At 67.6% G+C, this 22,940-nt stretch carries 19 protein-coding genes; 12 read left to right on the plus strand and 7 right to left on the minus strand.

The genetic code is table 11. The features are described 5' to 3' along the window. Nucleotides 1-98: 98 nt before the first annotated feature. The 5 genes from QX041_RS22760 to QX041_RS22780 form a co-directional block, all read right to left on the minus strand. Complete coding sequence (locus tag QX041_RS22760; protein ID WP_315714281.1) at nt 99-884, minus strand: ABC transporter ATP-binding protein; 786 nt, start codon at nt 882-884, stop codon at nt 99-101. Continuing rightward, nucleotides 881-1,654 (minus strand): ABC transporter permease, encoded by a 774-nt coding sequence (locus QX041_RS22765; RefSeq protein WP_315714394.1) that lies wholly within the window; start codon nt 1,652-1,654, stop codon nt 881-883. Before QX041_RS22765 ends, QX041_RS22760 begins: the two co-directional genes overlap by 4 nt. A gap of 213 nt (nt 1,655-1,867) precedes the next feature. Beyond that, nucleotides 1,868-2,812, minus strand: coding sequence for an ABC transporter substrate-binding protein (locus tag QX041_RS22770; RefSeq protein WP_315714283.1), 945 nt, complete (start codon nt 2,810-2,812; stop codon nt 1,868-1,870). A gap of 128 nt (nt 2,813-2,940) precedes the next feature. Then, entirely contained in the window at nt 2,941-3,678 is a 738-nt protein-coding gene (gene hutC / locus QX041_RS22775) for a histidine utilization repressor (protein WP_315714284.1), read from the minus strand. Beyond that, complete coding sequence (locus QX041_RS22780) at nt 3,675-5,033, minus strand: formimidoylglutamate deiminase (protein WP_315714285.1); 1,359 nt, start codon at nt 5,031-5,033, stop codon at nt 3,675-3,677. The genes hutC and QX041_RS22780 overlap by 4 nt, the downstream gene beginning before the upstream one ends. Nucleotides 5,034-5,120: 87 nt before the next feature. Here QX041_RS22780 and hutI point away from each other — a divergent pair, with 87 nt between their 5' ends. From hutI to QX041_RS22830, 10 genes are all read left to right on the plus strand, one after another. Beyond that, nucleotides 5,121-6,335, plus strand: a complete 1,215-nt coding sequence (gene hutI / locus QX041_RS22785; RefSeq protein ID WP_315714286.1) for an imidazolonepropionase — start codon at nt 5,121-5,123, stop codon at nt 6,333-6,335. Next, nucleotides 6,332-7,879 carry a histidine ammonia-lyase gene (hutH, locus tag QX041_RS22790; protein ID WP_316166563.1) on the plus strand — a complete coding sequence of 516 codons (1,548 nt, stop codon included), beginning with the start codon at nt 6,332-6,334 and terminating at the stop codon, nt 7,877-7,879. The genes hutI and hutH overlap by 4 nt, the downstream gene beginning before the upstream one ends. Nucleotides 7,880-7,888: 9 nt before the next feature. Next, the gene (gene hutU, locus QX041_RS22795; protein WP_316166564.1) at nt 7,889-9,559 is read left to right on the plus strand and encodes a urocanate hydratase; all 1,671 of its coding nucleotides are present in this window, start codon (nt 7,889-7,891) and stop codon (nt 9,557-9,559) included. 84 nt (nt 9,560-9,643) lie between these two features. Continuing rightward, nucleotides 9,644-10,690 (plus strand): magnesium chelatase ATPase subunit I, encoded by a 1,047-nt coding sequence (gene bchI, locus QX041_RS22800; protein ID WP_315714289.1) that lies wholly within the window; start codon nt 9,644-9,646, stop codon nt 10,688-10,690. Further along, nucleotides 10,687-12,426, plus strand: coding sequence for a magnesium chelatase subunit D (locus QX041_RS22805; RefSeq protein WP_315714290.1), 1,740 nt, complete (start codon nt 10,687-10,689; stop codon nt 12,424-12,426). Before bchI ends, QX041_RS22805 begins: the two co-directional genes overlap by 4 nt. 133 nt (nt 12,427-12,559) lie before the next feature. Then, nucleotides 12,560-13,528: an alpha/beta hydrolase gene (locus tag QX041_RS22810; RefSeq protein ID WP_315714291.1), complete on the plus strand. Its 969-nt coding sequence runs from the start codon at nt 12,560-12,562 to the stop codon at nt 13,526-13,528. A 33-nt stretch (nt 13,529-13,561) separates the two neighbouring features. Then, nucleotides 13,562-14,467, plus strand: coding sequence for an alpha/beta fold hydrolase BchO (gene bchO / locus QX041_RS22815; RefSeq protein WP_315768650.1), 906 nt, complete (start codon nt 13,562-13,564; stop codon nt 14,465-14,467). A gap of 51 nt (nt 14,468-14,518) precedes the next feature. Next, nucleotides 14,519-16,057, plus strand: a complete 1,539-nt coding sequence (locus tag QX041_RS22820; RefSeq protein WP_316166565.1) for a phytoene desaturase — start codon at nt 14,519-14,521, stop codon at nt 16,055-16,057. Then, nucleotides 16,054-17,094 carry a phytoene/squalene synthase family protein gene (locus tag QX041_RS22825; RefSeq protein WP_315714294.1) on the plus strand — a complete coding sequence of 347 codons (1,041 nt, stop codon included), beginning with the start codon at nt 16,054-16,056 and terminating at the stop codon, nt 17,092-17,094. The genes QX041_RS22820 and QX041_RS22825 overlap by 4 nt, the downstream gene beginning before the upstream one ends. Before the next feature lie 146 nt (nt 17,095-17,240). Continuing rightward, on the plus strand, nt 17,241-17,384 hold the full coding sequence (locus tag QX041_RS22830) for a hypothetical protein (RefSeq protein ID WP_315714295.1): 144 nt from the start codon (nt 17,241-17,243) through the stop codon (nt 17,382-17,384). 614 nt (nt 17,385-17,998) lie between these two features. Here QX041_RS22830 and QX041_RS22835 read toward each other — a convergent pair. Both QX041_RS22835 and crtD read right to left on the minus strand, forming a co-directional pair. Further along, complete coding sequence (locus QX041_RS22835) at nt 17,999-18,703, minus strand: hydratase (protein ID WP_315714296.1); 705 nt, start codon at nt 18,701-18,703, stop codon at nt 17,999-18,001. A gap of 155 nt (nt 18,704-18,858) precedes the next feature. Continuing rightward, nucleotides 18,859-20,388: a 1-hydroxycarotenoid 3,4-desaturase CrtD gene (gene crtD, locus QX041_RS22840; protein ID WP_315714297.1), complete on the minus strand. Its 1,530-nt coding sequence runs from the start codon at nt 20,386-20,388 to the stop codon at nt 18,859-18,861. 123 nt (nt 20,389-20,511) lie between these two features. On the opposite strand from crtD, the gene QX041_RS22845 reads away from it, so the two are divergent. Together QX041_RS22845 and QX041_RS22850 are read left to right on the plus strand one after the other, a co-directional pair. Next, nucleotides 20,512-21,381 carry a polyprenyl synthetase family protein gene (locus tag QX041_RS22845; protein ID WP_315714298.1) on the plus strand — a complete coding sequence of 290 codons (870 nt, stop codon included), beginning with the start codon at nt 20,512-20,514 and terminating at the stop codon, nt 21,379-21,381. Nucleotides 21,382-21,717: 336 nt separating this feature from the next. Further along, the gene (locus QX041_RS22850; RefSeq protein ID WP_315714299.1) at nt 21,718-22,863 is read left to right on the plus strand and encodes a methyltransferase; all 1,146 of its coding nucleotides are present in this window, start codon (nt 21,718-21,720) and stop codon (nt 22,861-22,863) included. The last annotated feature ends 77 nt before the right edge of the window (nt 22,864-22,940 follow it).

Here is a 22,940-nt window from a genome sequence, read left to right on the forward strand (position 1 = left end):
AGCGCGACAATCTCACTCGGGTGAGGGGCATGTCTCTGCATCCATCACCGAAAATTGAGAGCGTTCAGCCGAACCAACGCATAGCCGACGAAGAGAGCTCACGCCTCCGCCGCGACCTTCAGCGCCTCGGCGCGGATCTCCTCGACCAGCCGCTCCTTGAGCGCGACGAACTCCGGCGAGGTCTTGATCTTGTAGGAGCGGGGATGCGGCAGCTCGATCTTGATGTCGGCCTTGATGCGGCCCGGGCGGGCGCTCATCACCAGCACGCGGCTGCCAAGGAAGATCGCCTCCTCGATATCGTGGGTGACGAACAGCACCGTCTTCTGGTCGCGCTCCCAGATGCCGAGCAGCATCTCCTGCATCAGCACGCGGGTCTGGTTGTCGAGCGCGCCGAACGGCTCGTCGAGCAGCAGGATTTTGGGATCATTGGCGAGCGCCCGCGCGATCGCGCAGCGCTGCTGCATGCCGCCGGAGAGCTGCTTGGGCCAATGGTTCTCGAAACCCTTCAGGCCGATCTGCTGGATGAAGCGGTCGGCGACGGCGTTGCGCTTGTCCTCAGGCACGCCGCGCTCGCGCAGGCCGAAGGCGATGTTCTCACGCACGGTGAGCCAGGGAAACAGCGTGTAGGACTGGAACACCATGCCGCGGTCAGCGCCGGGTCCGGTCACCTCGCGGCCGTCGAGCAGCACCTTGCCGCTCGTCGGATGATCGAGCCCGGCGACGATGCGCAGCAGGGTCGACTTGCCGCAGCCGGAGGGGCCGAGGATGGTGACGAAATCGTTGTTGCCGATGGTGAGCGCGACCGGCTCCAGCGCGCGCGTCGGCGCGTGGCCCTGGCGGGCCGGGAACGTGCGTGAGACCTTGTCGATGACGAGCGTGGTCATGCGAGCTTCCACGGGAACAGCCAGGCGTTGAATGCCTTGAACAGGAAATCCGAGATCAGCCCGATCAGGCCGATGATGATGATGCCGAAGATGATCTGTCCGGTGTTGAGCAGCGCCTGGCTGTCGGTGATCATGTGGCCGATGCCGGAGGACGAGCCGATCAGTTCGGCGACGATGACATAGGTCCAGGCCCAGCCGAGCACGAGCCGCAGGATCTCGGCAATCTCAGGCGCAGCCGACGGCAGCAGCACGCGCGCGATGATGCCGCGATCGCCGGCGCCGAGCGTGTAGGCGGCTTCGACGAGGTCGCGCCGTGTGTTGCCGACGGTGACGGTGATCATCAGGATGATCTGGAACACCGAGCCGATGAAGATGATCAGCAGCTTCTGCAACTCGCCGATGCCGGCCCACAGGATCAGGAGCGGGATGAAAGCGGAGGCGGGCAGATAACGCGCGAACGAGACGAACGGCTCGAGGAACGCCTCGATCGGCTTGTAGGCACCCATCAGGAGGCCGAGCGGAACGGCGATGATGGCCGCGAGCACGAAACCGCCGACGACGCGCCAGACGGTCATGCCGATGTCGGTGAGGAAGCCGAACTTGACCAGCAGGTCCCAGCCCTCGCGCAGCATGGTCAAGGGATCTGCCAGGAACGTCTTCGGCACATAGCCGCCAACCGTCGCCAGCGACCACGCCGCGACGAACACGACGAAGAAGGCAAGGCCGAGCGCGGTTCTCGATCTGGCGCTGACGGGTTCGAGAGGTCGGATCACGGATCGGGCTTTCGTGTTGGGTGCGGCTCGCGAGGGGGTGGGCCGCTCATGTTGAGTTGGCTTCGGAATACGCTGCTCAATATCGGGCAGGATGCCTCAACACCGTCATTGCGAGGAGCGAAGCGACGAAGCAATCCAGAGTCTCACGCTGGGCCCTGGATTGCTTCGCTTCGCTCGCAATGACGGATCGTGCGGGGCACGCTTCAGCGCCTACTTGATGAAGCTCGCATCATACAGATCCTCGATCTTCGGGATCTGCTTGATGATGCCGACCTCGAGCAGGAGCTCGGCCGCGTCCTTGTTGAAGGTCTTGAACTCCGTTTCAAAGAACTTCTGGCTCGCGGCCTTGTCCTGCCAGCGCAGATACTTCGCGGAGTTGCCGAACTGCTCAGCCGTCTGCTTCACGTCGGCACCCATGATCTCATAGGCCTTGGCCTGGTCCTTGGCGATCATGTCCAACGCCTCGAAATAGCTGTCGGCGAGCGCCTTGGCGGCCTTCGGATTCTCGGACAGGAACTTCGGTGTGCAGCCGAAGGTGTCCATCACCATCGGATAATCCAGGGTGGTGGCGATGATCTTGCCCTTGTCAGGGGCAGCTCGGACGGTCGACAGATACGGCTCGTAGGTCATCGCCGCATCGTTCTGGCCGGAGACGAAGGCCTGCGCAGCGGCGGCCGGCTCCAGGTTCACGATGGTGACGTCCTTCACCGTGAGGCCGTTCTTCTTGAGCATCCAGGCCAGCCCGAAATAGGGCGAGGTGCCGGGCGCGGATGCTGCGACGGTCTTGCCCTTGAGGTCCTTGATGGAGGCGATGTCGTTGCGCACGGCCATGCCGTCGGCGCCGTAGCTCTTGTCGAGCTGGAAGATCTGCTTGGTGGCGACGCCGTTGGCGTTCCAGGAGATCCAGGTCTCGACCGTGGTCGCCGCGCACTGCACGTCTCCAGCGGCGATGGCGAGGTGGCGATCCTTCTGCGGGATCTTCTTGATGGTGACGTCGAGGCCGTTCTTCTTGAAGATGCCGGCTTCCTTCGCCAAGGTCAGCGGCGCAAAACCGGTCCAGCCGGAAATGCCGATACCGACCTTGACGTCGTCGGCATAGGCGGTCGTCGAGGCCAGGAGCGCGGCAGTTACTGCGAGTAGCCCAAATCTGCGCATCGTCATCGTCCTTTGCTGTGAGAAGAAAGCCCTTCGTGCGGCTCGCAGCCGTGATGGCTGCGATCTCCGCTCATCTCTGCAAGCGTGCTTGCAAATCCCATGCTCAGTTCGGGCGCGGGTGAGCTGTCTCATTCGCTGCCCCTGAACCGCGCCACGAGGCGATGCTGCTCGCCGGGATAGATCAGCCTGACAGCCGTGAGCGGCTGCCCCTTGCGCCAGGTGTGGCGCTCGATCACGAGGCAGGGTGCGCCGACCGCGATGTCGAGGCCTTCGGCGATTGCGTCGTCGGCGACGATGGCGCTGATCGCGTGCTCCGCCTCGGTCCAGGGCACGTGATGCAGCAGCCAGGAGCCCGGTGGATCGATCTTGAAATTGGCCTTCGCGGCATCGGGTACGGCGTCGAGATCGATCAGCCGGTCCTCGATCGCGAACGGGACGTTGTCGGCGCTGTGCCGGCAGCGGATCGCGATGACCTTGCACGGTGTCTTGACGCCGAGGCGCTCACGATCGGCGGCGTTGGCGGTGCGGCGCGTCGATGAGATCAGTTCATAGCCATAGGCGCGGCCGAGCGCGCTGATCTCGGCGCGGATGTCCGGGATCTTCAGCACCGCCGACAGGAACTGCGGACGCCGCACGAACGTTCCGGCACGGCGACGCCGCTCGATCAGGTCGGCCTGGGCGAGCTCCGATAGTGCCTTGTTCACGGTCATGCGTGAGCAGCCGTAATGCTCCATGATCTCGTGCTCGAACGGGATGCGGTGGCCGGGCGGCCATTCGCCGGTGAGGATGCGGCGCTCGATGTCCTGCCGGATCGTCTTGTAGAGCGTGCCGGCTCCCGGCTTGGCGCTGTCATCGGCGAGGCTCATGCGAGCAGCCTCCGCACCGCCGTGTTAAAGCCGCGCCTTGCCGCCTCGCGCGACCGATGATGGCCTCCCTGCACGACCTTGGCGCCGCCGGCCCAGACACAATCGATGGCGCCGTGCGACGTCGCGAAGATCCAGCCGTCGAGCAGCGCATCGCGCGTTCGCCCTGCGAGCGACGGATGCGACAGATCGAGCGTGAGGATGTCGGCGCGGCCGCCGACCTGCAGGCCGGCGAGCGGTTGCGCCAGCGCCTGTGCGCCGCCAGCAAGAGCGGCATCCAAGAGCGTGCGGCCTGTCGACGCATCCGGACCTGACGTCAGCACGTTGCGCTCACGATGCGTCAGCCGCTGGCCGTATTCGAGCTGGCGCAACTCGTCGCTCACGCCGACCAGCACGTTCGAGTCGGTCCCGACGCCGATGCGCCCACGCGCGCGCAGATAGTCGCGCGCCGGGAAGATGCCGTCGCCGAGGCTGGCTTCGGTGACCGGACAAAGGCCGGCCGTCGCGCCGCTCCTCGCAAGCGCCGCGGTTTCGTCCGCCGTCATATGCGTCGCGTGGATCAGGCACCAGCGGTCATCGACGTCGTGGTGATCGAGCAGCCATTGCACCGGGCGCTGGCCGGACCAGGCGAGGCAGTCCTCGACCTCCTTCACCTGTTCGGCGGCGTGAATGTGGATCGGGCCACCCTCGGCGAGCGGCAGCAGCGCGGCCAGTTCATCCGGCGCGACCGCCCGCAGGCTGTGTGGCGCGATGCCGAGATTGGCGCCATGAAGCGAGCTGATCGCCTTGCGGGAGGCCGTCAGCAGTTTGGCGAACTGATCGATATCGCAGATGAAGCGCCGCTGGCCGTCATGCGGCGCCGCGCCGCCAAAGCCGCCATGCGCGTAGAAGCTCGGTAGCAGGGTCAGGCCGATGCCGGATGTCTGGGCCGCCGCGGCGATGCGCCCCGCCATCTCGGAGACATCGGCGTAAGGCGTACCGTCGCGATCGTGGTGCAGATAATGGAATTCACCGACCCGCGTGAAGCCGCGCTCCAGCATCTCGACATAGAGCAGGACCGCGACCGCCTCGACATCCTCGGGGCGCATCGACAGGGCGAAACGGTACATCGTCTCGCGCCAGGTCCAGAACGTATCCGTCGAGTGGCCGCTGATCTCGGCAAGCCCGGCCATGCCGCGCTGGAACGCGTGGCTGTGCAGGCTGGCGATGCCGGGGATCGCGACCTCATGTTGCTCGTCGTCGGAGGTCGGAGGCACGCCGGCGGATACCGACTCGATTGCGCCATTGCTGATGACGACCTGCACGTCCTCGGCCCACCCCCTGGGCAGAAGCGCGGATGCGAAGTGCAGTGACGCCATGATCGATAAGCCCGCTGGACAGGACGGCGGAGCTAAGTTTATGTATAGACATATCGCCCGTCAAGCTTTCGTGAAGGGGGAGGCAGCATGGCCCAGCGTTTCGACCGGATCTGGCAGAATGCGCGGCTCGCGACCTTGTGCGAGGGGCAGCCGGGCCTCGGCGTGATCGAGCAGGGCGTGATCGCTGCGCGCGATGGCCGCATCGCCTTTGCCGGTCCGCAATCGGAGTTTCCGGCAGATGGAGATGCGCCCGAGCGCATCGATTGCGAGGGACGCTGGATCACGCCGGGTCTCGTCGACTGCCACACCCATCTTGTCTTTGGAGGCGACCGTGCGCACGAGTTCGAGCTGCGGCTCGCCGGCGCGAGCTATGAGGAGATCGCGCGTGCCGGCGGTGGCATCGTGTCCACCGTCGCGGCGACGCGCGCCGCCAGCGAACAGGAATTGATCGCCCGCGCGCTGCCGCGGCTCGATGCGCTACTCGCCGAAGGCGTCACGACGATCGAGATCAAATCCGGCTATGGCCTGGAGGCCGCGACAGAGCTGCGACAATTGTCCGCAGCCCGCGCGCTCGGCAGCCAGCGGCCGGTCAGCGTGCGCACCAGCTTTCTCGGCGCGCATGCGTTGCCGGTCGAAGCCGGTGGCGACAAGGACCGCTACATCGACCTCGTCTGCAACGAGATGCTGCCGGCGGTTGCCAGGTCAGGCCTCGCCGATGCGGTCGACGCGTTCATGGAAAATATCGCTTTCTCCGCTGCGCAGACATCGCGCGTGTTCGCGGCGGCCAAGGCGCTCGGCCTGCGGGTCAAGCTGCATGCCGATCAGTTGTCGAACCTCGGCGGCGCCGCGCTCGCGGCCGAGTTCGGCGCGCTGTCCGCCGATCATCTCGAGCATACCGACGAAGCGGGTGCTGTTGCGATGGCGCGGAGCGGCACGGTGGCGGTGCTCCTGCCTGGCGCGTTCTACTTCATCCGCGAGACGCAGAAGCCGCCGGTCGAGCTGTTTCGCAAGCACGGCGTAAAGCTCGCGCTGGCGACCGACTGCAATCCGGGCTCGTCGCCGCTGACCTCGTTGCTGCTGACCATGAACATGGCGGCGACCTTGTTCCGGATGAAGGTCGATGAATGCATCGCCGGCGTCACGCGCGAAGGCGCCCGGGCCTTGGGCTTGCTGGCCGAGACCGGCACGCTGGAGGCCGGCAAGTGGTGCGATCTTGCGATCTGGGACATCGGCCGTCCCGCGGAGTTGGTCTACCGCATGGGCTTCAACCCGCTGCACCGGCGCGTGTGGAGGGGCCAATGAGCACGATCGTCGCAGAGCCCGGCCACGTCAGCCTCGATGATCTCGTGCGCGTCTACGCAGGCGCGTTGCTCACGCTGGATCCGGCGTATTGGCCGCGTTTCGAAGCGGCAGCAGGGATTGTGGCGAAGGCGGCGCAGGGCGCCGAGCCGGTCTATGGCATCAACACCGGCTTCGGAAAGCTGGCCTCGAAGCGCATCCCGCCTGACCAGACGGCCCAGCTCCAGCGCAATCTCATTCTCTCGCATTGCTGCGGCGTCGGCCCCGCGACGCCTGAGCCGGTGGTGCGGCTGATGATGGCGTTGAAGATCATCTCGCTCGGTCGCGGCGCCTCCGGCGTGCGCTGTGAGATCATCGAACAGTTGCAGGCGATGCTGGCGCAAGGTGTGTTGCCGTTCGTGCCGCAGCAGGGCTCGGTCGGCGCCTCGGGCGATCTCGCGCCGCTCGCGCATATGACCGCCGTCATGATCGGCGAAGGCCAGGCCTTCGTCGGCGGCCGGCTCGTGCCGGGCCGCGAGGCGCTGGCGCGCGCCGGCCTCACGCCGGTTACGCTCGGGCCGAAGGAAGGGCTGGCGCTGATCAACGGCACGCAGTTCTCGACGGCCTATGCGCTCGCCGGCCTGTTCCGCGCGCATGATCTGCTCAACGCTGCCCTGGTGACGGGCGCACTGTCGGTCGATGCGGCGATGGCTTCGACGGCGCCGTTCCGGCCCGAAATTCAGGCGCTGCGCGGTCATCCCGGCCAGATCGCAGCCGGCCGCGTGCTCACCGAACTGCTCGACGGCAGCGCCATACGGCTGTCGCATCTCGAAGGCGACGAGCGCGTGCAGGATCCGTATTGCCTGCGCTGCCAGCCGCAGGTCGCCGGCGCTGCGCTCGATCTGCTGACACAGGCCGCGCGCACGCTCGTCACCGAGGCCAATGCCGTCACCGACAATCCGCTGGTGCTGGCCGACACCGGCGAGATCATCTCCGGTGGCAATTTTCACGCCGAGCCGGTGGCGTTTGCCGCCGACCAGATCGCGCTGGCATTGTCCGAGCTCGGCGCGATCAGCGAGCGGCGCATCGCGACGCTGGTCGATCCCGCGCTGAACTTCGGCCTGCCGCCGTTCCTGACGCCGGAGCCGGGCCTGAACTCCGGCTTCATGATCGCCGAGGTGACGGCCGCGGCGCTGTTCGCCGAGAACAAGCAGCGCGCGCTGCCGTGCTCGATCGACTCGACGCCGACCAGCGCCAACCAGGAAGACCACGTCTCGATGGCTGCACATGCGGCGCGCCGGCTGTACGACATGGCCGACAATCTCGCTGCTATCATCGGCATCGAGCTGCTCGTCGCCGCCCAAGGCATCGAGCTGCGAGCGCCGCACGGCACCAGCGCGGCGCTGTCTGCTGTCATTGCTGCGCTTCGCGCGCATGTGCCGGCGCTGGGGCACGACCGCTACATGGCCGACGATCTCGCCAAGGCGGCCGCGCTCGTCGGTGGCGGTGTGCTGGCCACGGTTGCAACGCATGCACTCGGACGCGATCCGTTTCCCAAGCTTGGATGAGAGGGACCCATGAACCGACGCCTGGACAACGAACGGGTGATCCGCGCTCCCCGTGGCAGCGACATCAGCGCCAAGAGCTGGCTCACCGAAGCGCCCTTGCGCATGCTGATGAACAATCTCGATCCTGATGTGGCGGAGAAGCCGAGCGAACTGATCGTCTATGGCGGCATCGGCCGCGCCGCGCGCGACTGGGACAGCTTTGATCGCATCGTCGCATCGTTGCGCAAGCTCGAGGCGGACCAGACGCTGCTCGTGCAGTCGGGCAAGCCGGTCGGCATCTTCCGCACTCATCCGGATGCGCCGCGCGTCCTGATCGCCAACTCCAACATCGTGCCGCATTGGGCGACGCTCGATCACTTCAATGCGCTCGATAGAATGGGCCTGATGATGTACGGCCAGATGACGGCCGGCTCCTGGATCTATATCGGCAGCCAGGGCATCGTGCAGGGCACCTACGAGACATTCGTCGAAGTCGGCCGCCGTCACTACAACGGTGATCTCTCCGGCAAGTGGATTCTGACCGCGGGCCTCGGCGGCATGGGCGGCGCGCAGCCGCTTGCGGCGACCATGGCCGGCGCCTCGATGCTCGCCGTTGAATGCCAGCCGAGCCGCATCGAGATGCGGCTGCGCACCGGCTATCTCGATCGCCAGGCCACGACGCTCGACGAGGCGCTGGCGCTGATGGCCGACGCCGCGACGACCAAGAAGGCGGTGTCGGTCGGCCTGCTCGGCAATGCCGCCGAGATATTCCCCGAGCTCGTGCGTCGTGGCGTGCGGCCGGATATCGTCACCGACCAGACCAGCGCGCATGATCCGATCAACGGCTATCTGCCGAAGGGCTGGACTCTCGCAGAGTGGGAAGCCAAGCGTGCTTCGGAGCCGAAGGCGGTCGAGCAGGCGTCGAAGACGTCGATGGTCGGCCACGTCCAGGCCATGCTCGATTTCCACGCCATGGGCATCCCGACGCTCGACTACGGCAACAACATCCGCCAGATGGCGAAGGACATGGGCCTCGCCAATGCCTTCGACTTCCCGGGTTTCGTGCCGGCCTATATTCGCCCGTTGTTCTGCCGCGGCGTCGGCCCGTTCCGCTGGGCGGCGCTGTCCGGCGATCCCGAGGATATCTACAAGACTGACGCCAAGGTGAAGGAGCTGCTGCCCGACAACAAGCACCTGCACAACTGGCTCGACATGGCGAGGCAGCGCATCAAGTTCCAGGGCCTGCCGGCGCGGATCTGCTGGGTCGGCCTCGGCGATCGCCATCGCCTTGGGCTTGCCTTCAACGAGATGGTCGCCCGCGGCGAAGTGAAGGCGCCGATCGTGATCGGCCGTGACCATCTCGATTCCGGCTCGGTGGCGAGCCCGAACCGCGAGACCGAGGCGATGAAGGATGGCTCGGACGCAGTGTCGGACTGGCCGCTGCTCAACGCACTGCTCAATTGTGCGAGCGGCGCCACATGGGTGTCGTTGCATCATGGCGGCGGCGTCGGCATCGGCTATTCGCAGCATGCCGGCATGGTGATCGTCGCCGACGGCACGGCGGACGCTGCGCGGCGGCTGGAACGCGTGCTGTGGAACGACCCGGCGACCGGCGTGATGCGCCACGCCGATGCCGGCTATGAGGACGCCATCGCCTGCGCCGAGGCCAATGGTCTCGATCTGCCGAGCCTCGTCCGTTAAGCGCTGATGGGTTGAAGAGCGGCCCCTGATTGTGGTCTCATGCTGGCAACGCGGCGGGAACGCGTCGCGGCGCAGGGGACGCTCATGGGAATCGCCTTTCCGTTCTCGGCCATCGTCGGCCAGGACGAGATGAAGCTGGCGCTGATGATCGCTGCTGTCGATCCCAAGGTCGGTGGCGTGCTGGCCTTTGGCGATCGCGGCGCCGGAAAATCCACCGCGGTGCGGGCGCTCGCCGCGCTCTTGCCGCCGATGAGCGCCGTGATCGGCTGTCCCTATCAATGCGATCCGGCCGACGTCGCCGCGCAATGCGCCGCGTGTCGCGCGCGCTCCAAGCCGAGCGGCAAGACAAAGAAGCCGGCGGCGTTGAAGGCGCACCAGGTGCCGGTTCCGGTCATCGACCTGCCGCTCGGCGCCACCGAGGACCGCGTCGTCGGCGCGCTCGATCTCGAGCGTGCGCTGGCTCATGGCGAGAAATCATTCGAGCCGGGGCTGCTTGCTCGCGCCAATCGCGGCTTTCTCTATATAGACGAGGTCAATCTGCTGGAGGATCATCTCGTCGATCTCCTGCTCGACGTCGCCGCGTCAGGCGAGAACGTGGTCGAGCGCGACGGTCTCAGCATCCGCCATCCCGCCCGCATCGTGCTGGTCGGCACCGGCAATCCGGAGGAGGGCGAGTTGCGGCCGCAATTGCTCGATCGCTTTGGCCTATCGGTCGAGGTCAAGACGCCCAATGATCTGCCGACGCGCATCGAGGTGGTCAAGCGGCGCGATGCCTTCGAGACCGATCCCACCGCCTTCGTTGCACATTGGGAGAAGGAGGAGGCGAAGCAGCGCAAGCGTATCCTCGCGGGCCGTGAGCACATCGGAGCGGTCAAGGTCGCCGATCGTGAGCTCGAGCAGGCCGCACGCCTCTGCATGGCGCTCGGCACCGATGGCCTGCGTGGCGAACTCACCTTGATGCGGGCGGCGCGCGCGGTAGCGGCGCTGGAGGGCGCAAAGGCGGTCGATGACCGCCATCTGAAGACGGTCGCGCCGATGGCGTTGCGGCACCGTCTCAGGCGCAATCCGCTCGATGATTCCGGCTCGTCGGTGCGGGTCGAGCGCGCGCTCGACGAGCTGTTCGCGCCGTGAGCGATGGCGCCGCGATCTGGGCCGATGCGATGATCGCGGCCGCTCTGGCCGCGATCGACCCGTCCGCGTCGGTGCTGCTGCGTGCGGGCGCAGGTCCGGTGCGCGAGCAGTGGCTGGAGCTGTTGCACGAGCTGATGCCGCCGTCGACACCCTTGCGCAAGCTGCCGCCGTCGATCTCGGACGATCGCCTGCTTGGCGGCCTCGATCTCGCCGCGACGTTGCAGGCGGGGCGGCCGGTGCTGCAACGTGGGCTGCTCGCCGATGCCGATGGCGGCGGGCTGATCGCCGTGATGGCCGAGCGCATGTCGCGGTCGACGGTCGCACATCTCTGTGTTGCCGTCGACACCGGGGCTATCAGCATCGAGCGCGATGGCATGTCGCTGCGCGCACCGGCTCGGCTCGGACTGATTGCGCTCGACGAGGGCATCGGTGATGAGCGCGTGTCGCCTGCCTTGGCCGACCGCCTGGCCTGCCATCTCGATCTCAGCAAAGTTGCGCGCGTCGATCTCGGCGAGAGCCTGTTCAAATCGTCCGACATCGCAGCAGCGCGTGCGCTGCTGCCGCGGGTCCGTTCGTCGGACGAGGCGGTCGCGGCGCTGACGATGACGGCCGGCGCGCTCGGCATCGACTCGCTGCGCGCGCCGCTGCTCGCCTGTCGCGTCGCGCGCATCGCAGCGGCCCTTGATGGCGAGGTCGAAGTCGCCGAAGCGCACATCGCCTGCGCCGCGCGGCTGGTGCTGGCGCCGCGCGCCACCCGGCTGCCCGCAGCAGATGACGAGACTGAGAACAGCGAGGCGCCGGAGCCCGAGAATGAGTCGGCCGAGAGTGAGGACGACGACCGCAGCGAGGACGGTCCGCTCGAGGATCGCGTGGTCGAAGCGGCGCAGGCGGCCGTCCCAGCCGACCTGCTGAAGCGGCTGCAGGAGGAACGCGCGACCCGCGTCCGCAGCAGCAGCGTCAGCAAGCAGGGCGCTGCTCAGAAGGTGCCGAAGCGCGGCCGTCCGATCGGCGCGCGTCGCGGCGAATGGCGCGCCGGCGCGCGGCTCAACGTGCTCGAGACCTTGCGCGCGGCAGCGCCGTGGCAGCCGCTGCGGCGGCGGACGCAACATTCCGGCAAGAGCGGCCGGCTGATCGTGCACAAGGACGACATTCGGATCACCCGCTTCAAGCAGCGCTCGGGCACCACGACCATCTTCGTCGTCGATGCTTCCGGCTCCTCGGCCTTGCAGCGGCTTGCGGAAGTGAAGGGCGCCGTCGAGCTGCTGCTGGCCGAATGCTACATTCGCCGCGACGAGGTCGCGCTGATCGCGTTCCGCGGCAGGGGCGCCGAGCTGCTGCTGCCGCCGACGCGCTCGCTGACGCGCGCCAAGCGCAGCCTCGCGGCGCTGCCCGGCGGCGGCGGCACGCCGCTGTCGGCAGCGATCTTCGCCGCAACCGAGCTCGCGCTCGCCGTGAAGGCCAAGGGCCAGACGCCGACGATCGTTTTGATGACCGACGGCCGGGCGAATGTCGCGCGCGATGGCGGCGGCCGCAGCGAGGCCGAGGCGGAGGCGCTGGTGGCCGCACGGCAGCTCGCGCTGACCGGCATTCCGGTCGTGCTGGTCGATTCCTCGCCGCGCCCGCAGGACAAGGCCGCGCAGCTCGCCGGTGCGATGCAGGCGCGTTACGTCGCGCTGCCTCATGCCGATGCCGTACGGTTGTCGCAGGCCGTTATGGCGCAAGCCGGCCGCGGCTGATTGCGGTGGAACCCCCGGCGTCAAGCTGCGTTCCCAACGGCGACTGACAAGAGGATCGGTCATCGCTATGCTCACCCACTCGTATGGCAGCGCTTGCCTGCCGTCGCCCGATATCGTCACACAGGAGCACGCCATGCAGGTCGCCTCGACTACACAGAGTGATCATGCGGCTGACACGCGCGCTGTGACGATGCCGCCGCCGCTTGCAGCGCCAAGCTTCGAACTCGCCGATCTGCGTACGGGCCGCATCACCTGCTATGGCGACGGCCCCGCCGCCCCGGCGGAGCAGCGGCCGCTGCTCTTGATTCACAGCGTCAACGCCGCGGCGACGGCCTACGAGATGAAGCCGCTGTTCGAGCACTACCGCCAGACGCGTCCGGTCTATGCGCTCGACCTGCCGGGCTTCGGCCTGTCGGACCGCGCCGACCGCATCTATACGCCGCGCATCATGACCGATGCGATTCTGCTCGCCACGAACGAAATTCGCCGCCGTCATGGCGACGTCGCGATCGACGCCATCGCGTTGTCGCTCGGCTGCGAGTTCGCCGCGCGCGCCGGCACCGAGGCGCCGAACCTGTTTCGCACCTTGGCGCTGCTCAGCCCGACCGGCTTCGATCGCCGCGCCGAGGCCGCGGCCGAGTCGGCGGGCACCAAGGACACGACCCGCGCCATGCCGTGGGTCCGCAACATCCTCAACGTCCCGCTGTGGAAGCACGGCTTCTTCACCCTGCTGACCTCGCGCGCCAGCATTCGTTTTTTCCTGCAGAAGACCTTCGGCCGCAAGGACATCGACGAGGGCCTGCTGGAGTATGACTACATCACGACCCATCAGCCCGGCGCCGAGAACGCGCCGTATTCCTTCGTCTCCGGCTATCTGTTCAGCACCAATGCCCTGAAGCTCTACCAGGCACTGGCGATGCCGGTCTGGATGGTGCATGGCGTGCGCGGCGATTTCGTCGACTATCACGGCAAGCACGCCGTCGAGGCTCTGCCCAACTGGCAGATCGAGGTGATGCAGACCGGCGCGATGCCGCATTTCGAACAGCTTGATAAAGTCGTCGCCAGCTACGATGATTTCCTGACGCGCGCGGCCGATCGTTGACGATGCCGGCGGCGTCCAACCGCGTGGGCCGGCATGAGCGACAAGCCGAACTGGAGCGTCGACGGCAGCGACTGGCCCAACCGCGCAGCCAGCCGCTTCGTCGAGGCCGCGGGCCTGCGCTGGCATGTTCAGATCATGGGCGAGGGGCCCGTTGCGCTGCTCGCCCATGGCACGGGAGCCGCGACCCATTCCTGGCGCGATCTCGCGCCGCTGCTCGCCAGGCACTTCACCGTCGTCGCGCCGGATCTCTCCGGCCACGGCTTCACCTCCACGCCGCATGGGCGGCGGCTGTCGCTCGACGGCATGTCGCGCGATCTCGCTGGCCTCTGCGAGAAGCTTGCGATCGCGCCTGAAATCGCGATCGGCCATTCCGCGGGCGCGGCGATCCTGACGCGCATGACGCTCGACAATCTCATCAGGCCGAAGCTGATCGTCAGCCTCAATGGCGCCTATCTGCCGTTCGGCGGCGCGGCCGCGCAGTTCCTGTCGCCGCTCGCCAAGATGATGGCGCTCAATCCGCTGGTGCCGCGGCTGTTCGCCTGGCGGGGCCGCGATCCGGCGGCGGTGCATCGGCTGCTGAAGGGCACGGGCTCGACGATCGACGCGACAGGCGAGCGGCTGTATCGGCGGCTGGTCGGCAGCCCCGGCCATGTCGGCGCCGCGCTCGAGATGATGGCGAACTGGGACCTGCATCCGCTTGGGCGCGAGCTGCCGCGGTTGAAGACCGCGCTGCTTCTGGTCGCGGCCGCGAATGACCGCGCCATCCCGCCAGACGTCGCGCGTCGCGTCCAGCGATTGGTGCCCCAGGCGCAGCTCGAACTCATTGATGGCCTTGGTCATTTGGCCCATGAGGAGCAGCCGGCCAGGATCGCGGGCCTGATCGTCAACGCCGCCGAGCGCGCGGGCGTCCTTGCAGCGCAGCAGGAAGCGTCCAGTTAAATTGACATTTTTGGCTGGCGAAAGCGTCAATTTCAATTTACGCTTTCGCCCATGCTCGACGTCTCCACCATCAAGGCCGCTGTCCCGGCTGTGCTCGGAGACCGGCCGCATGCGGTCGTGATCGGCTCCGGCTTCGGCGGCCTCGCCGCAGCGGTCCGGCTCGGTGCGCGCGGTTATCGCGTCACGGTCTACGAGCAACTCGATGCGCCCGGCGGCCGCGCCTATGTGCATCGCCAGGACGGCTTCACCTTCGATGCCGGCCCGACCATCGTCACCGCGCCGTTCCTGTTCGAGGAGCTGTGGCAGCTGTGCGGTCGGAAGATGTCCGACGACGTCACGCTCAAGCCTATCTCCCCATTCTATCGCATCCGCTTCGACGACGGCACCGTGTTCGACTGCTCGGGCGACCCGGCCGAGATGCGTGCCGAGGTGGCGCGCCTGGCACCCGGCGACGTCGATGGCTACGAGCGCTTCATGAAGGCGAGCGAGGCGATCTTCAGAAAGGGTTTTGAGGAGCTTGGCGACGTGCCGTTCCTGTCGTTCATGGACATGGCAAAGATCGCGCCGGCGATGATCAAGCTGCAGAGCTTTCGCTCGGTGTATGGGCTGGTCTCCCAGCATGTGCGCGACGAGCGGCTGCGCGTGATCTTGAGCTTCCATCCGCTGCTGATCGGCGGCAACCCGTTTACGACCACGTCGATCTACTGCCTGATCGCCTATCTCGAGCGTCGCTGGGGCGTGCACTTTGCGATGGGCGGCACCGGCGTGCTGGTCAACGGCCTCGTCAGCCTGATCGAGGGGCACGGCGGCCAGGTGCGCTGCTCGGCGCCCGTGGCCGAGATCACCACGAAGAACGGCGTTGCGACCGGCGTGCGGCTCGCATCCGGTGAGACGATCGCCGCCGATGTCGTCGTCTCCAACGGCTGCGCGGCCTGGACCTACAAGCATCTGCTGCCGAGCGTGCCGCGCCGGCGCTGGACCGATGCGCGCATCGACCGTGCGCGCTACTCGATGAGCCTGTTCGTCTGGTATTTCGGCACGAAGCGCCGCTATGATGACGTTCAGCATCACACCATCCTGCTCGGCCCGCGCTATCGCGGCCTGCTCGACGACATCTTCCGCCGCAAGGTGCTGGCGGATGATTTCAGCCTCTATCTGCATCGCCCCACCGCGACCGATCCGTCGCTGGCGCCCGATGGCTGCGATGCTTTCTACGTTCTGTCGCCGGTACCGCATCAGCAGAGCGGCATCGACTGGTCGGCGACGGCCGAGCCGTTCCGCCAGCGGATCGAGACCGCGCTGAGCGACACGCTGCTGCCGGACCTTGCCGGCCAGCTCGTTACGTCGCGGCTGCTGACGCCGGATGATTTCGAGCATCGCCTGTCGTCCTATCGCGGCGCGGCGTTCGGGCTCGAGCCGGTGCTGATGCAGAGCGCCTGGTTCCGGCCGCACAACAAGAGCGAAGAGGTCGAGCGGCTCTATCTGGTCGGCGCGGGCACCCATCCCGGCGCCGGCCTGCCGGGCGTGTTGTCCTCGGCGCGTGTGCTCGATGATCTCGTGCCCGCGCCGCATGAGCTGGAGCGACGATGAGCTGGCAAACGGACATTGCGATCTGTCGGCGGATGTTGCGGGGCGGATCGAAGACGTTCTTTGCCGCCTCGAAAGTGTTGCCTCGCGCGGTTGGCGATGCCGCCGTCGCGCTCTACGCGTTCTGCCGCGAGGCCGATGATGCGATCGACGGGCCCGGCCGCCGCGTCGACGCCGTCGAGCTGCTGCACGAACGGCTCGACCGGATCTATCATGGCACGCCGGACGACAGTCCCGTCGATCGCGCGCTGGCCGGTGTCGTGGCGCAGTTCACGATTCCGCGCACGCTGCCGGAGGCGCTGCTCGAAGGTCTCGCCTGGGATGCGCAGGGCCGCCGCTATGAGACCCTGAGCGACGTGCTCGCCTATGCCGTGCGCGTCGCCGGCACGGTCGGTGTGATGATGTCGCTGCTGATGAACCGGCGTGAGGCCGAGACGATCGGACGCGCCTGCGACCTCGGCATCGCCATGCAGCTCACCAACATTGCCCGCGACGTCGGCGAGGACGCGCGCGCCGGCCGGCTCTATCTGCCGCGGCAATGGCTGCGCGAGGCGGGTCTCGATATCGAGACCTGGCGTGCCGCGCCGTTCTTCGACGACCGCATCGGGCGGGTCACGGCGCGACTGCTCGCGGTCGCCGACGTGTTCTATGCGCGCGCTTCTGCGGGCATCGCCGATCTGCCGTGGACCTGCCGGCCCGGCATCCATGCGGCGCGGCTGATCTATGCCGAGATCGGCCGCGAGGTCGCACGTGCCGAATTCGATTCGCTGTCGCGGCGCGCATTCGTCTCGATGCCGCGCAAGCTGCAGCTTCTCGGCAAGGCGGCGGTGATGTCGCTGCTGCAGGAGCAGCCGTCGCTGGCGCCGCCGCGGCCGGAGGCGCGCATTTTGATCGAGGCGGTCGTCGCGGCGGATGCGCAGCGCCCGCACGCGATCGCGCCGCCGCGCCGGACTGTTCACGATCGCGCGCTGTGGGTGCTCGATCTGTTCGAGCGCCTGGAGCGACGCGATCAGTTGCTGCGCTCGGGGCGGATGTCGTAGCGAGGCGAGGTCGTCGCCATCACGTATGAGACGACTCGCGGACGACGGTACGACCGCGTTGGCGCGACCAGTGTGGCTCGGCTGCGATGTCATGACACGCGAAGTCATGAGCTGGACACCAGGTGAGACGCGATGAGTGACGCGCCATGAGCGAGATGGGCGGCCTGCTCGAATTCGTCGTCGTCACCATGTGTGTGCTCGGCTGGCTCGTGCTCGAATGGCAAGGCCGCCGCCTCGACCGCCAGCGCGCCGAGCGCGAGGCCAGGGAGCGCGAGGCGGAGAAGCGGTAGGGTGGGGGAGGCGGATTCACGTCTCAAACAGCGATCGACATGGCTTCGCGTTCTCGCGGCAGAGGTTGCCCGAGTCTGCGATGATCTTGTCCCTCGCAAACAGTGCAGAGGGCGCAGGGAATGCCGGGTGAAGGCCTCACCCATGGCCCGCCTGCAGAAAAAATGCAGGCGGCAGGTACCACAGGCAAAGCCGATTCAACCGGCATTCCCTGCGCGACGGTCTTCACGCTTATACGCAGTCTCCCTGGTGCGCCGGGCTTGTTGGCCACCATCACCACGCGGCACATGAGCGCCATCGCGGCTTGATACCAGCGTCGGGGTATCAGGACGCTGCGACTTCACGTCCGCAAGACATCGTTCGTCGGCACCCTCGTCGAAGAGAATGCTGCGATCTCTCGCGGCCATCGCATCCCCACCTCGCGTGTCGTGACGATCGCGCGCTACGCCCCTCTGCGGTGAGGCGGGATGCGCGTAGACAATCATGATTTCAGATAAATAGCAAGAGATTTATTATTATCGGAATCTGTCTCGCCGCATTCCGCCGTCGTTCCGCGACCATTGCAGGTCCGCTGCGCTCGCCAGCGACTGCAGCCAACGTCGCCCCTGTCCCATCCTCACCACCGCGGCATCCGGAACGGCAGCATGGCCTGGACGATCGGCATCTGGAAGCGGTCGAGCGACAGGCTCTCATGCATCACCTCGACATCCTCGCCGTGCAGACGGGCGGCGAGATGGGAGCGCGCGTAGAACGGGGCGTCCTCCAGCGTGTTCACGACGCGCACCGGTGCGCCGGCGTCGGCGCGGGCGCTGCGGTCGACGCGCCACAGCGTCTTGCGCAAAGGCGCCTCCGTGAGCGGCGTGATCGATTCCAGACGGCCCGCGGGGTCGACGTGCAGCGCGAGCGACGTATTGGCGCCGTCGCGTGCGACCGTGTCATACGAGATCACGGTGCCGGTGCGCGTCGCCGCGCGCGACCATTGCCAGCTCTGGAAGTCGCGCTCCAGCGGCGCGTCGCCATGGTTGGTGTCGAAATAGCCGTCGCCGCGCCAGCGCAGATCCGGATGATCGAAATCGACCGACACGCGGCAGCATGGCGCGATCGGCTGCCAGCGATGGCGTCCCTCGGCATCGAGCGTGAACGCGATCTCGGTCAGCGCCGTCGGCACGACGCGGACGCGACCGCGCAGTGGCAGCGGCCAGGGCACGCTGACCTCGCTGATCTCGATAGTGAGTTCGCGGCCGTTCCAGGCGAGGCTGCTCGGACCGAGCCTGAGGCTCGCAGGCTCACGCGTGATCGCGCCGCGTCCGCGCTCGGTCATGGCCCAGCGCCGCGCGCGCGCGCCATAGAGCGCAACGTTGAGCGCACAGTGATTTTCGGGATCAGCCGCTCCCCGCCGCCGCGACCACGCGTAGTACGGCGAGAACACGCTGCCGACGAAGGCAATGAGCGTAATGCCGAAGCGGCCGTCATCGCTCAGCGCGTCGACATACCACCACGCATAGCCGTGTTCCGGGACAAGGCGGTCGAAGCGAGGTCCGCGATCGCCCGTGCAGCGGCCATCCGGCCCGACAGCGCCGCCATCGGCACGCCCGGTCCCGGATGTGCGCTGCCCCCCGCCACGTAGAGCCCCGGCAGCTTCGTCGGCGCGCCCGGCCGCTGGAACGATGCCATCCAGCCGTGCGAGCTGCGGCCGTACAGCGCGCCCCCCGTGCCCGGAAACATCCGGTTGAAGTCCGTCGGCGTCGTCACGCGGGTCAATTCCGGCGTCGTCGCGATGCTGAGGCCGCAGCGCTGCAACAGGTCGAAGGTCTGGCGGGCACATTGGCTGATCTCCGGGGGAGCAAAGCTGTGATGGTCGCCGGTGGCGGGGGCGTTGATCAGCACGAACAGCGGCTCGCTCGTCGCAGCCTTGCGCGGCTGGTCGTCGCGCGCCTGCGCGCAGACATAGACGGTCGGCTCCTGCGGCATCGTGCGACGGTCGATCAACTGCTCGAACTCGGCGCGGGAGTCGCGCGAGAAGAACACGTTGTGACGCAACAGCGGAAAGCCGTCGGCGCGCGCCATGCAGCTCCAGGTCATCGCCGAGAGCGAGCGCGCCGATTCCGGGATGGCGGGGAGGGCTCGCGCCGCCTCGGGTCCGAACAGGCCCTGCGCCAATGCCGCGACATCGGCGGTGGCGATGACGGCGTCGGCGGCGATCTGCTCGCCATTGGCGAGCCGCACGCCCGCAGCGCGGCCGGCGTTCGTCGCGATGCCCGCGACCTCGGCGTCATAGCGGATGGTGACGCCGCGGCGCCGCGCCAGCGCCGCGAGGCACGCGGCGAGCTCGTGCATGCCGCCGTCGATCAGCCAGACGCCGGACTGCTCGACATGGGCGACCAGCATCAGCGTCGCCGGCGCATGGAACGGCGACGAGCCGCAATAGGTCGCGTAGCGGCCGAACAATTGCTGCAGGCGGGCATCGCGGAAATAGCCGCCGAGCGCCTTCCACAGCGTCTGGAATGGGCGGATCGCGGTGAGGTCGCGAAAGCCGGCGGTGCGCAGGAGATGCGTCATGCTCGGCGCCGGCGTGCGGATGAACGGATCGCGCAGGACCTCGAAGATGCGGCGGGCATCGCGGCAGAAGGCGCGATAGCCCTCGGCCTCGCTGCGTCCGGCGAAATGACCGATGGCGTCGGCCGATTGCTCCTCGTCGGCGAACAGATCGAGCGTGCGGCGATCGGTCCAGGCGTGACGAGCGAGAACGTCGAGCGGCGTCAGGGTGAGATGATCGTCGAGTGCGGTGCCGATCTCGGCAAATAGCTCGTCGAACACCCAGCGCATCGTGAACACGGTGGGACCGGAGTCGATGCTGACAGGTCCGATCGCGATCTGGCGCATCTTGCCGCCGGGCGCGGGCGCGCGCTCCAGCACCGTCGCCTCGGCGCCGCGCGCGGCGAGCGTGAGCGCAGCGGCCAGCCCGGCGATGCCGGCGCCAACCACGATCAGGCGGTGATCGGCCATTTCCTCGCACCTCCCGTCCGCAGGACCTGACACGGGAAATGTCTAGCATGATTTACATTATGGGTGTAAGCTGTAATTTACATAAGCGAGGGCCGGGTGGACCTCGCGATAGGGGAGGCGGACATGGACGTGGTGGCCCGGATCGAGAAATCCCTCGTCGCAGCGGTCGCTTTGGCCGACCGGCCCGGATGTCCGCCACGGCTGTCGGCGGCGATGCAGGCCGCAGTGTTCCCCAAGGGCGCGCGGGTCCGGCCCCGGCTCTGTCATGCCGTGGCCGCAGCCTGTGGCGACGACGAGCCCGCGGCGACCGACGCCGCCGGGTCGGCGATCGAGCTGTTGCACTGCGCCTCGCTGGTGCATGACGATCTGCCGTGCTTCGACAACGCGGCGCTGCGACGCGGGCGGCCCTCGGTGCATGCCGCGTTCGGCGAGCCGCTCGCGGTGCTCGCGGGCGACGCGCTGATCGTGCTCGCGTTCCAGACGCTGGCCAAGTCGCGCTGCTCGCCGCTGCGGCTGGCGCAGCTGATCGCGACCATCGGCGATGCCGTCGGCGTGCCGCATGGCATCTCGGCTGGGCAAGCCTGGGAATGCGAGCCGCAGATCGATCTGTCGCGCTATCACCGCTCCAAGACTGGCGCGCTGTTTGCGGCGGCCACCGTGTCGGGTGCCGCTGCGGCAGGGCATGAGAATCCGGAAGCGTGGCGCACGCTCGGCGAGACCATTGGCGAGGCCTATCAGGTCGCCGACGACATTCGCGATGCCGCCAGTGATGAAGAGGAGGCGGGCAAGCCCGTCGGCCAGGACGCCGCGCATGGTCGGCCCAACGCCGTGCTGATCTATGGGCTCACCGGCGCCGTCAGCTATCTGCACGACCTCGTCGCCGACGGTATCCGCACCATGCCGCCCTGCGCCCACGCGCACGAGCTGCGTTTGCTGATGGAGCAGGAAGCCAAGCGCCTCGTGCCGCGCCGCCTGGCGGCGTCGGCGGCGTGATTGTTCGGCCGCATGGGATGGCGACGGTCTCACCACACGAGCGTTGCTCACCCTCCCCTGGAGGGGGAGGGTCGAAGCGCGCGAAGCGCGCGGCGGGGTGGGGTGACAGCCCATCCGCGCGCGCAGTGCCGGTGATACCCCGCAGGCTTAGGCAGGCGCAGCGAAGGGCATCGGGACTCATAAGCACCAATTTCCGAGCCCACCCCACCCCGCCGCGCGCTTCGCGCGCGGCGACCCTCCCCCTCCAGGGGAGGGTGGGCACCTGCGTGTGTCGAGCCATTCGGACCAATCAACTGCGTCAGCCAGCGCAACCTTCGTGGTTGGAGCCGTAGCGCCATGCCTGGGGCCATCCGCCACAACACGCCGGCGCCGGTCAGCTTCGGCGATCGCTGGCGCGGCTGGCGGGACGGGCTGCTGGCGAGTGCGGCATTCCAACGCTGGGCGGCGGCGTTTCCGTTGACGCGGCCGATCGCGCGCAAGCGTGCCGCGCAGCTGTTCGATCTCTGCGCCGGCTTCGTCTATTCGCAGACCTTGGCGGCCTGCGTGCAGCTCGATCTGTTCGAAGGCTTGCGTTCCGGCCCCCGCGATGTCGCGACACTGGCGTCGCGCGCGGCGATGGCCCCCGACGCGATGCTCAGCCTGTGCGAGGCGGCGTCCGCGCTTCAGCTGCTCGAGCGCCGCGGTGCGGCGCGCTACGGGCTCGGGCCGCTCGGCGCGGCGCTGGTCGGCAATCCCGGGATCGCCGCCATGGTTCGACATCACGCCGCGCTGTATGCCGATCTCACCGATCCCGTGGCGCTGCTGCGCGGACATGACCGCCAGCGCCGGCTCGCGCAGTACTGGCCGTATGCGCTGGACAAGACCGGCGATGCGCTGACACCCGACAGCGTCGCGCCCTACACGGCGCTGATGGCGGCGTCGCAGCCGATGATCGCGGACATCGTCCTCGCAGCCTATCCCCTGAGCGGCCACCGTTGCCTGCTCGATGTCGGCGGTGGTGACGGCAGCTTCCTCGCCGCCGCCGCGCGGGCTGCGCCGCAACTGCAGCTCGAGCTGTTCGATCTGCCCGGGGTCGCCGCGATCGCGCAGGAGCGTCTCGCCAGGGCCGGGCTCGCCGATCGCGTCACGATCACGGCCGGCAGCTTCTACGATGATGCGCTCCCGACCGGCGCGGACGTGATCTCGCTGATTCGTGTCGTGCACGATCACGACGACGACGCCGTGGCGCGGTTGCTCGCGAAGGTGCGCGCCGCCTTGCCTGACGATGGCGTGCTGCTGCTGGGCGAGCCGATGCGCGAGGCGGCCGGCGGGGCCGACGGCGTCAGCGCCTATTTCGAGATCTATCTCCGCGCGATGGGACAGGGGCGGCCGCGCAGCGCCGCCCGCTTGCGCGACCTGCTCCAGGCGGCGGGTTTTTCGCAGGTGCGAGTGCTTCGTACGCGAATTCCGCTGATCGCAAGCGTGATTGTCGCGAAAAGCTGACACCCGGACTGTAAATAAATATTGACACTTCTTTCAGTCAGGCTAACCTGACACCCGTAACTAAGCGGGCGTCGCTG

The sequence above is a fragment of the Bradyrhizobium sp. SZCCHNRI2009 genome, from assembly GCF_032485115.1.
Lineage (GTDB): Bacteria > Pseudomonadota > Alphaproteobacteria > Rhizobiales > Xanthobacteraceae > Bradyrhizobium.

Bases quoted from the DNA above. Each gene is read 5' to 3' on its own strand.
- QX041_RS22760 (WP_315714281.1), bottom strand. From the start codon at position 884: ATGACCACGCTCGTCATCGACAAGGTCTCACGCACGTTCCCGGCCCGC.
- QX041_RS22770 (WP_315714283.1), bottom strand. From the start codon at position 2,812: ATGCGCAGATTTGGGCTACTCGCAGTAACTGCCGCGCTCCTGGCCTCG.
- hutC (WP_315714284.1), bottom strand. From the start codon at position 3,678: ATGAGCCTCGCCGATGACAGCGCCAAGCCGGGAGCCGGCACGCTCTAC.
- QX041_RS22780 (WP_315714285.1), bottom strand. From the start codon at position 5,033: ATGGCGTCACTGCACTTCGCATCCGCGCTTCTGCCCAGGGGGTGGGCC.
- hutI (WP_315714286.1), top strand. From the start codon at position 5,121: ATGGCCCAGCGTTTCGACCGGATCTGGCAGAATGCGCGGCTCGCGACC.
- hutH (WP_316166563.1), top strand. From the start codon at position 6,332: ATGAGCACGATCGTCGCAGAGCCCGGCCACGTCAGCCTCGATGATCTC.
- hutU (WP_316166564.1), top strand. From the start codon at position 7,889: ATGAACCGACGCCTGGACAACGAACGGGTGATCCGCGCTCCCCGTGGC.
- bchI (WP_315714289.1), top strand. From the start codon at position 9,644: ATGGGAATCGCCTTTCCGTTCTCGGCCATCGTCGGCCAGGACGAGATG.
- QX041_RS22810 (WP_315714291.1), top strand. From the start codon at position 12,560: ATGCAGGTCGCCTCGACTACACAGAGTGATCATGCGGCTGACACGCGC.
- bchO (WP_315768650.1), top strand. From the start codon at position 13,562: ATGAGCGACAAGCCGAACTGGAGCGTCGACGGCAGCGACTGGCCCAAC.
- QX041_RS22820 (WP_316166565.1), top strand. From the start codon at position 14,519: ATGCTCGACGTCTCCACCATCAAGGCCGCTGTCCCGGCTGTGCTCGGA.
- QX041_RS22825 (WP_315714294.1), top strand. From the start codon at position 16,054: ATGAGCTGGCAAACGGACATTGCGATCTGTCGGCGGATGTTGCGGGGC.
- QX041_RS22830 (WP_315714295.1), top strand. From the start codon at position 17,241: ATGAGCGAGATGGGCGGCCTGCTCGAATTCGTCGTCGTCACCATGTGT.
- QX041_RS22835 (WP_315714296.1), bottom strand. From the start codon at position 18,703: ATGACCGAGCGCGGACGCGGCGCGATCACGCGTGAGCCTGCGAGCCTC.
- crtD (WP_315714297.1), bottom strand. From the start codon at position 20,388: ATGGCCGATCACCGCCTGATCGTGGTTGGCGCCGGCATCGCCGGGCTG.
- QX041_RS22845 (WP_315714298.1), top strand. From the start codon at position 20,512: ATGGACGTGGTGGCCCGGATCGAGAAATCCCTCGTCGCAGCGGTCGCT.
- QX041_RS22850 (WP_315714299.1), top strand. From the start codon at position 21,718: ATGCCTGGGGCCATCCGCCACAACACGCCGGCGCCGGTCAGCTTCGGC.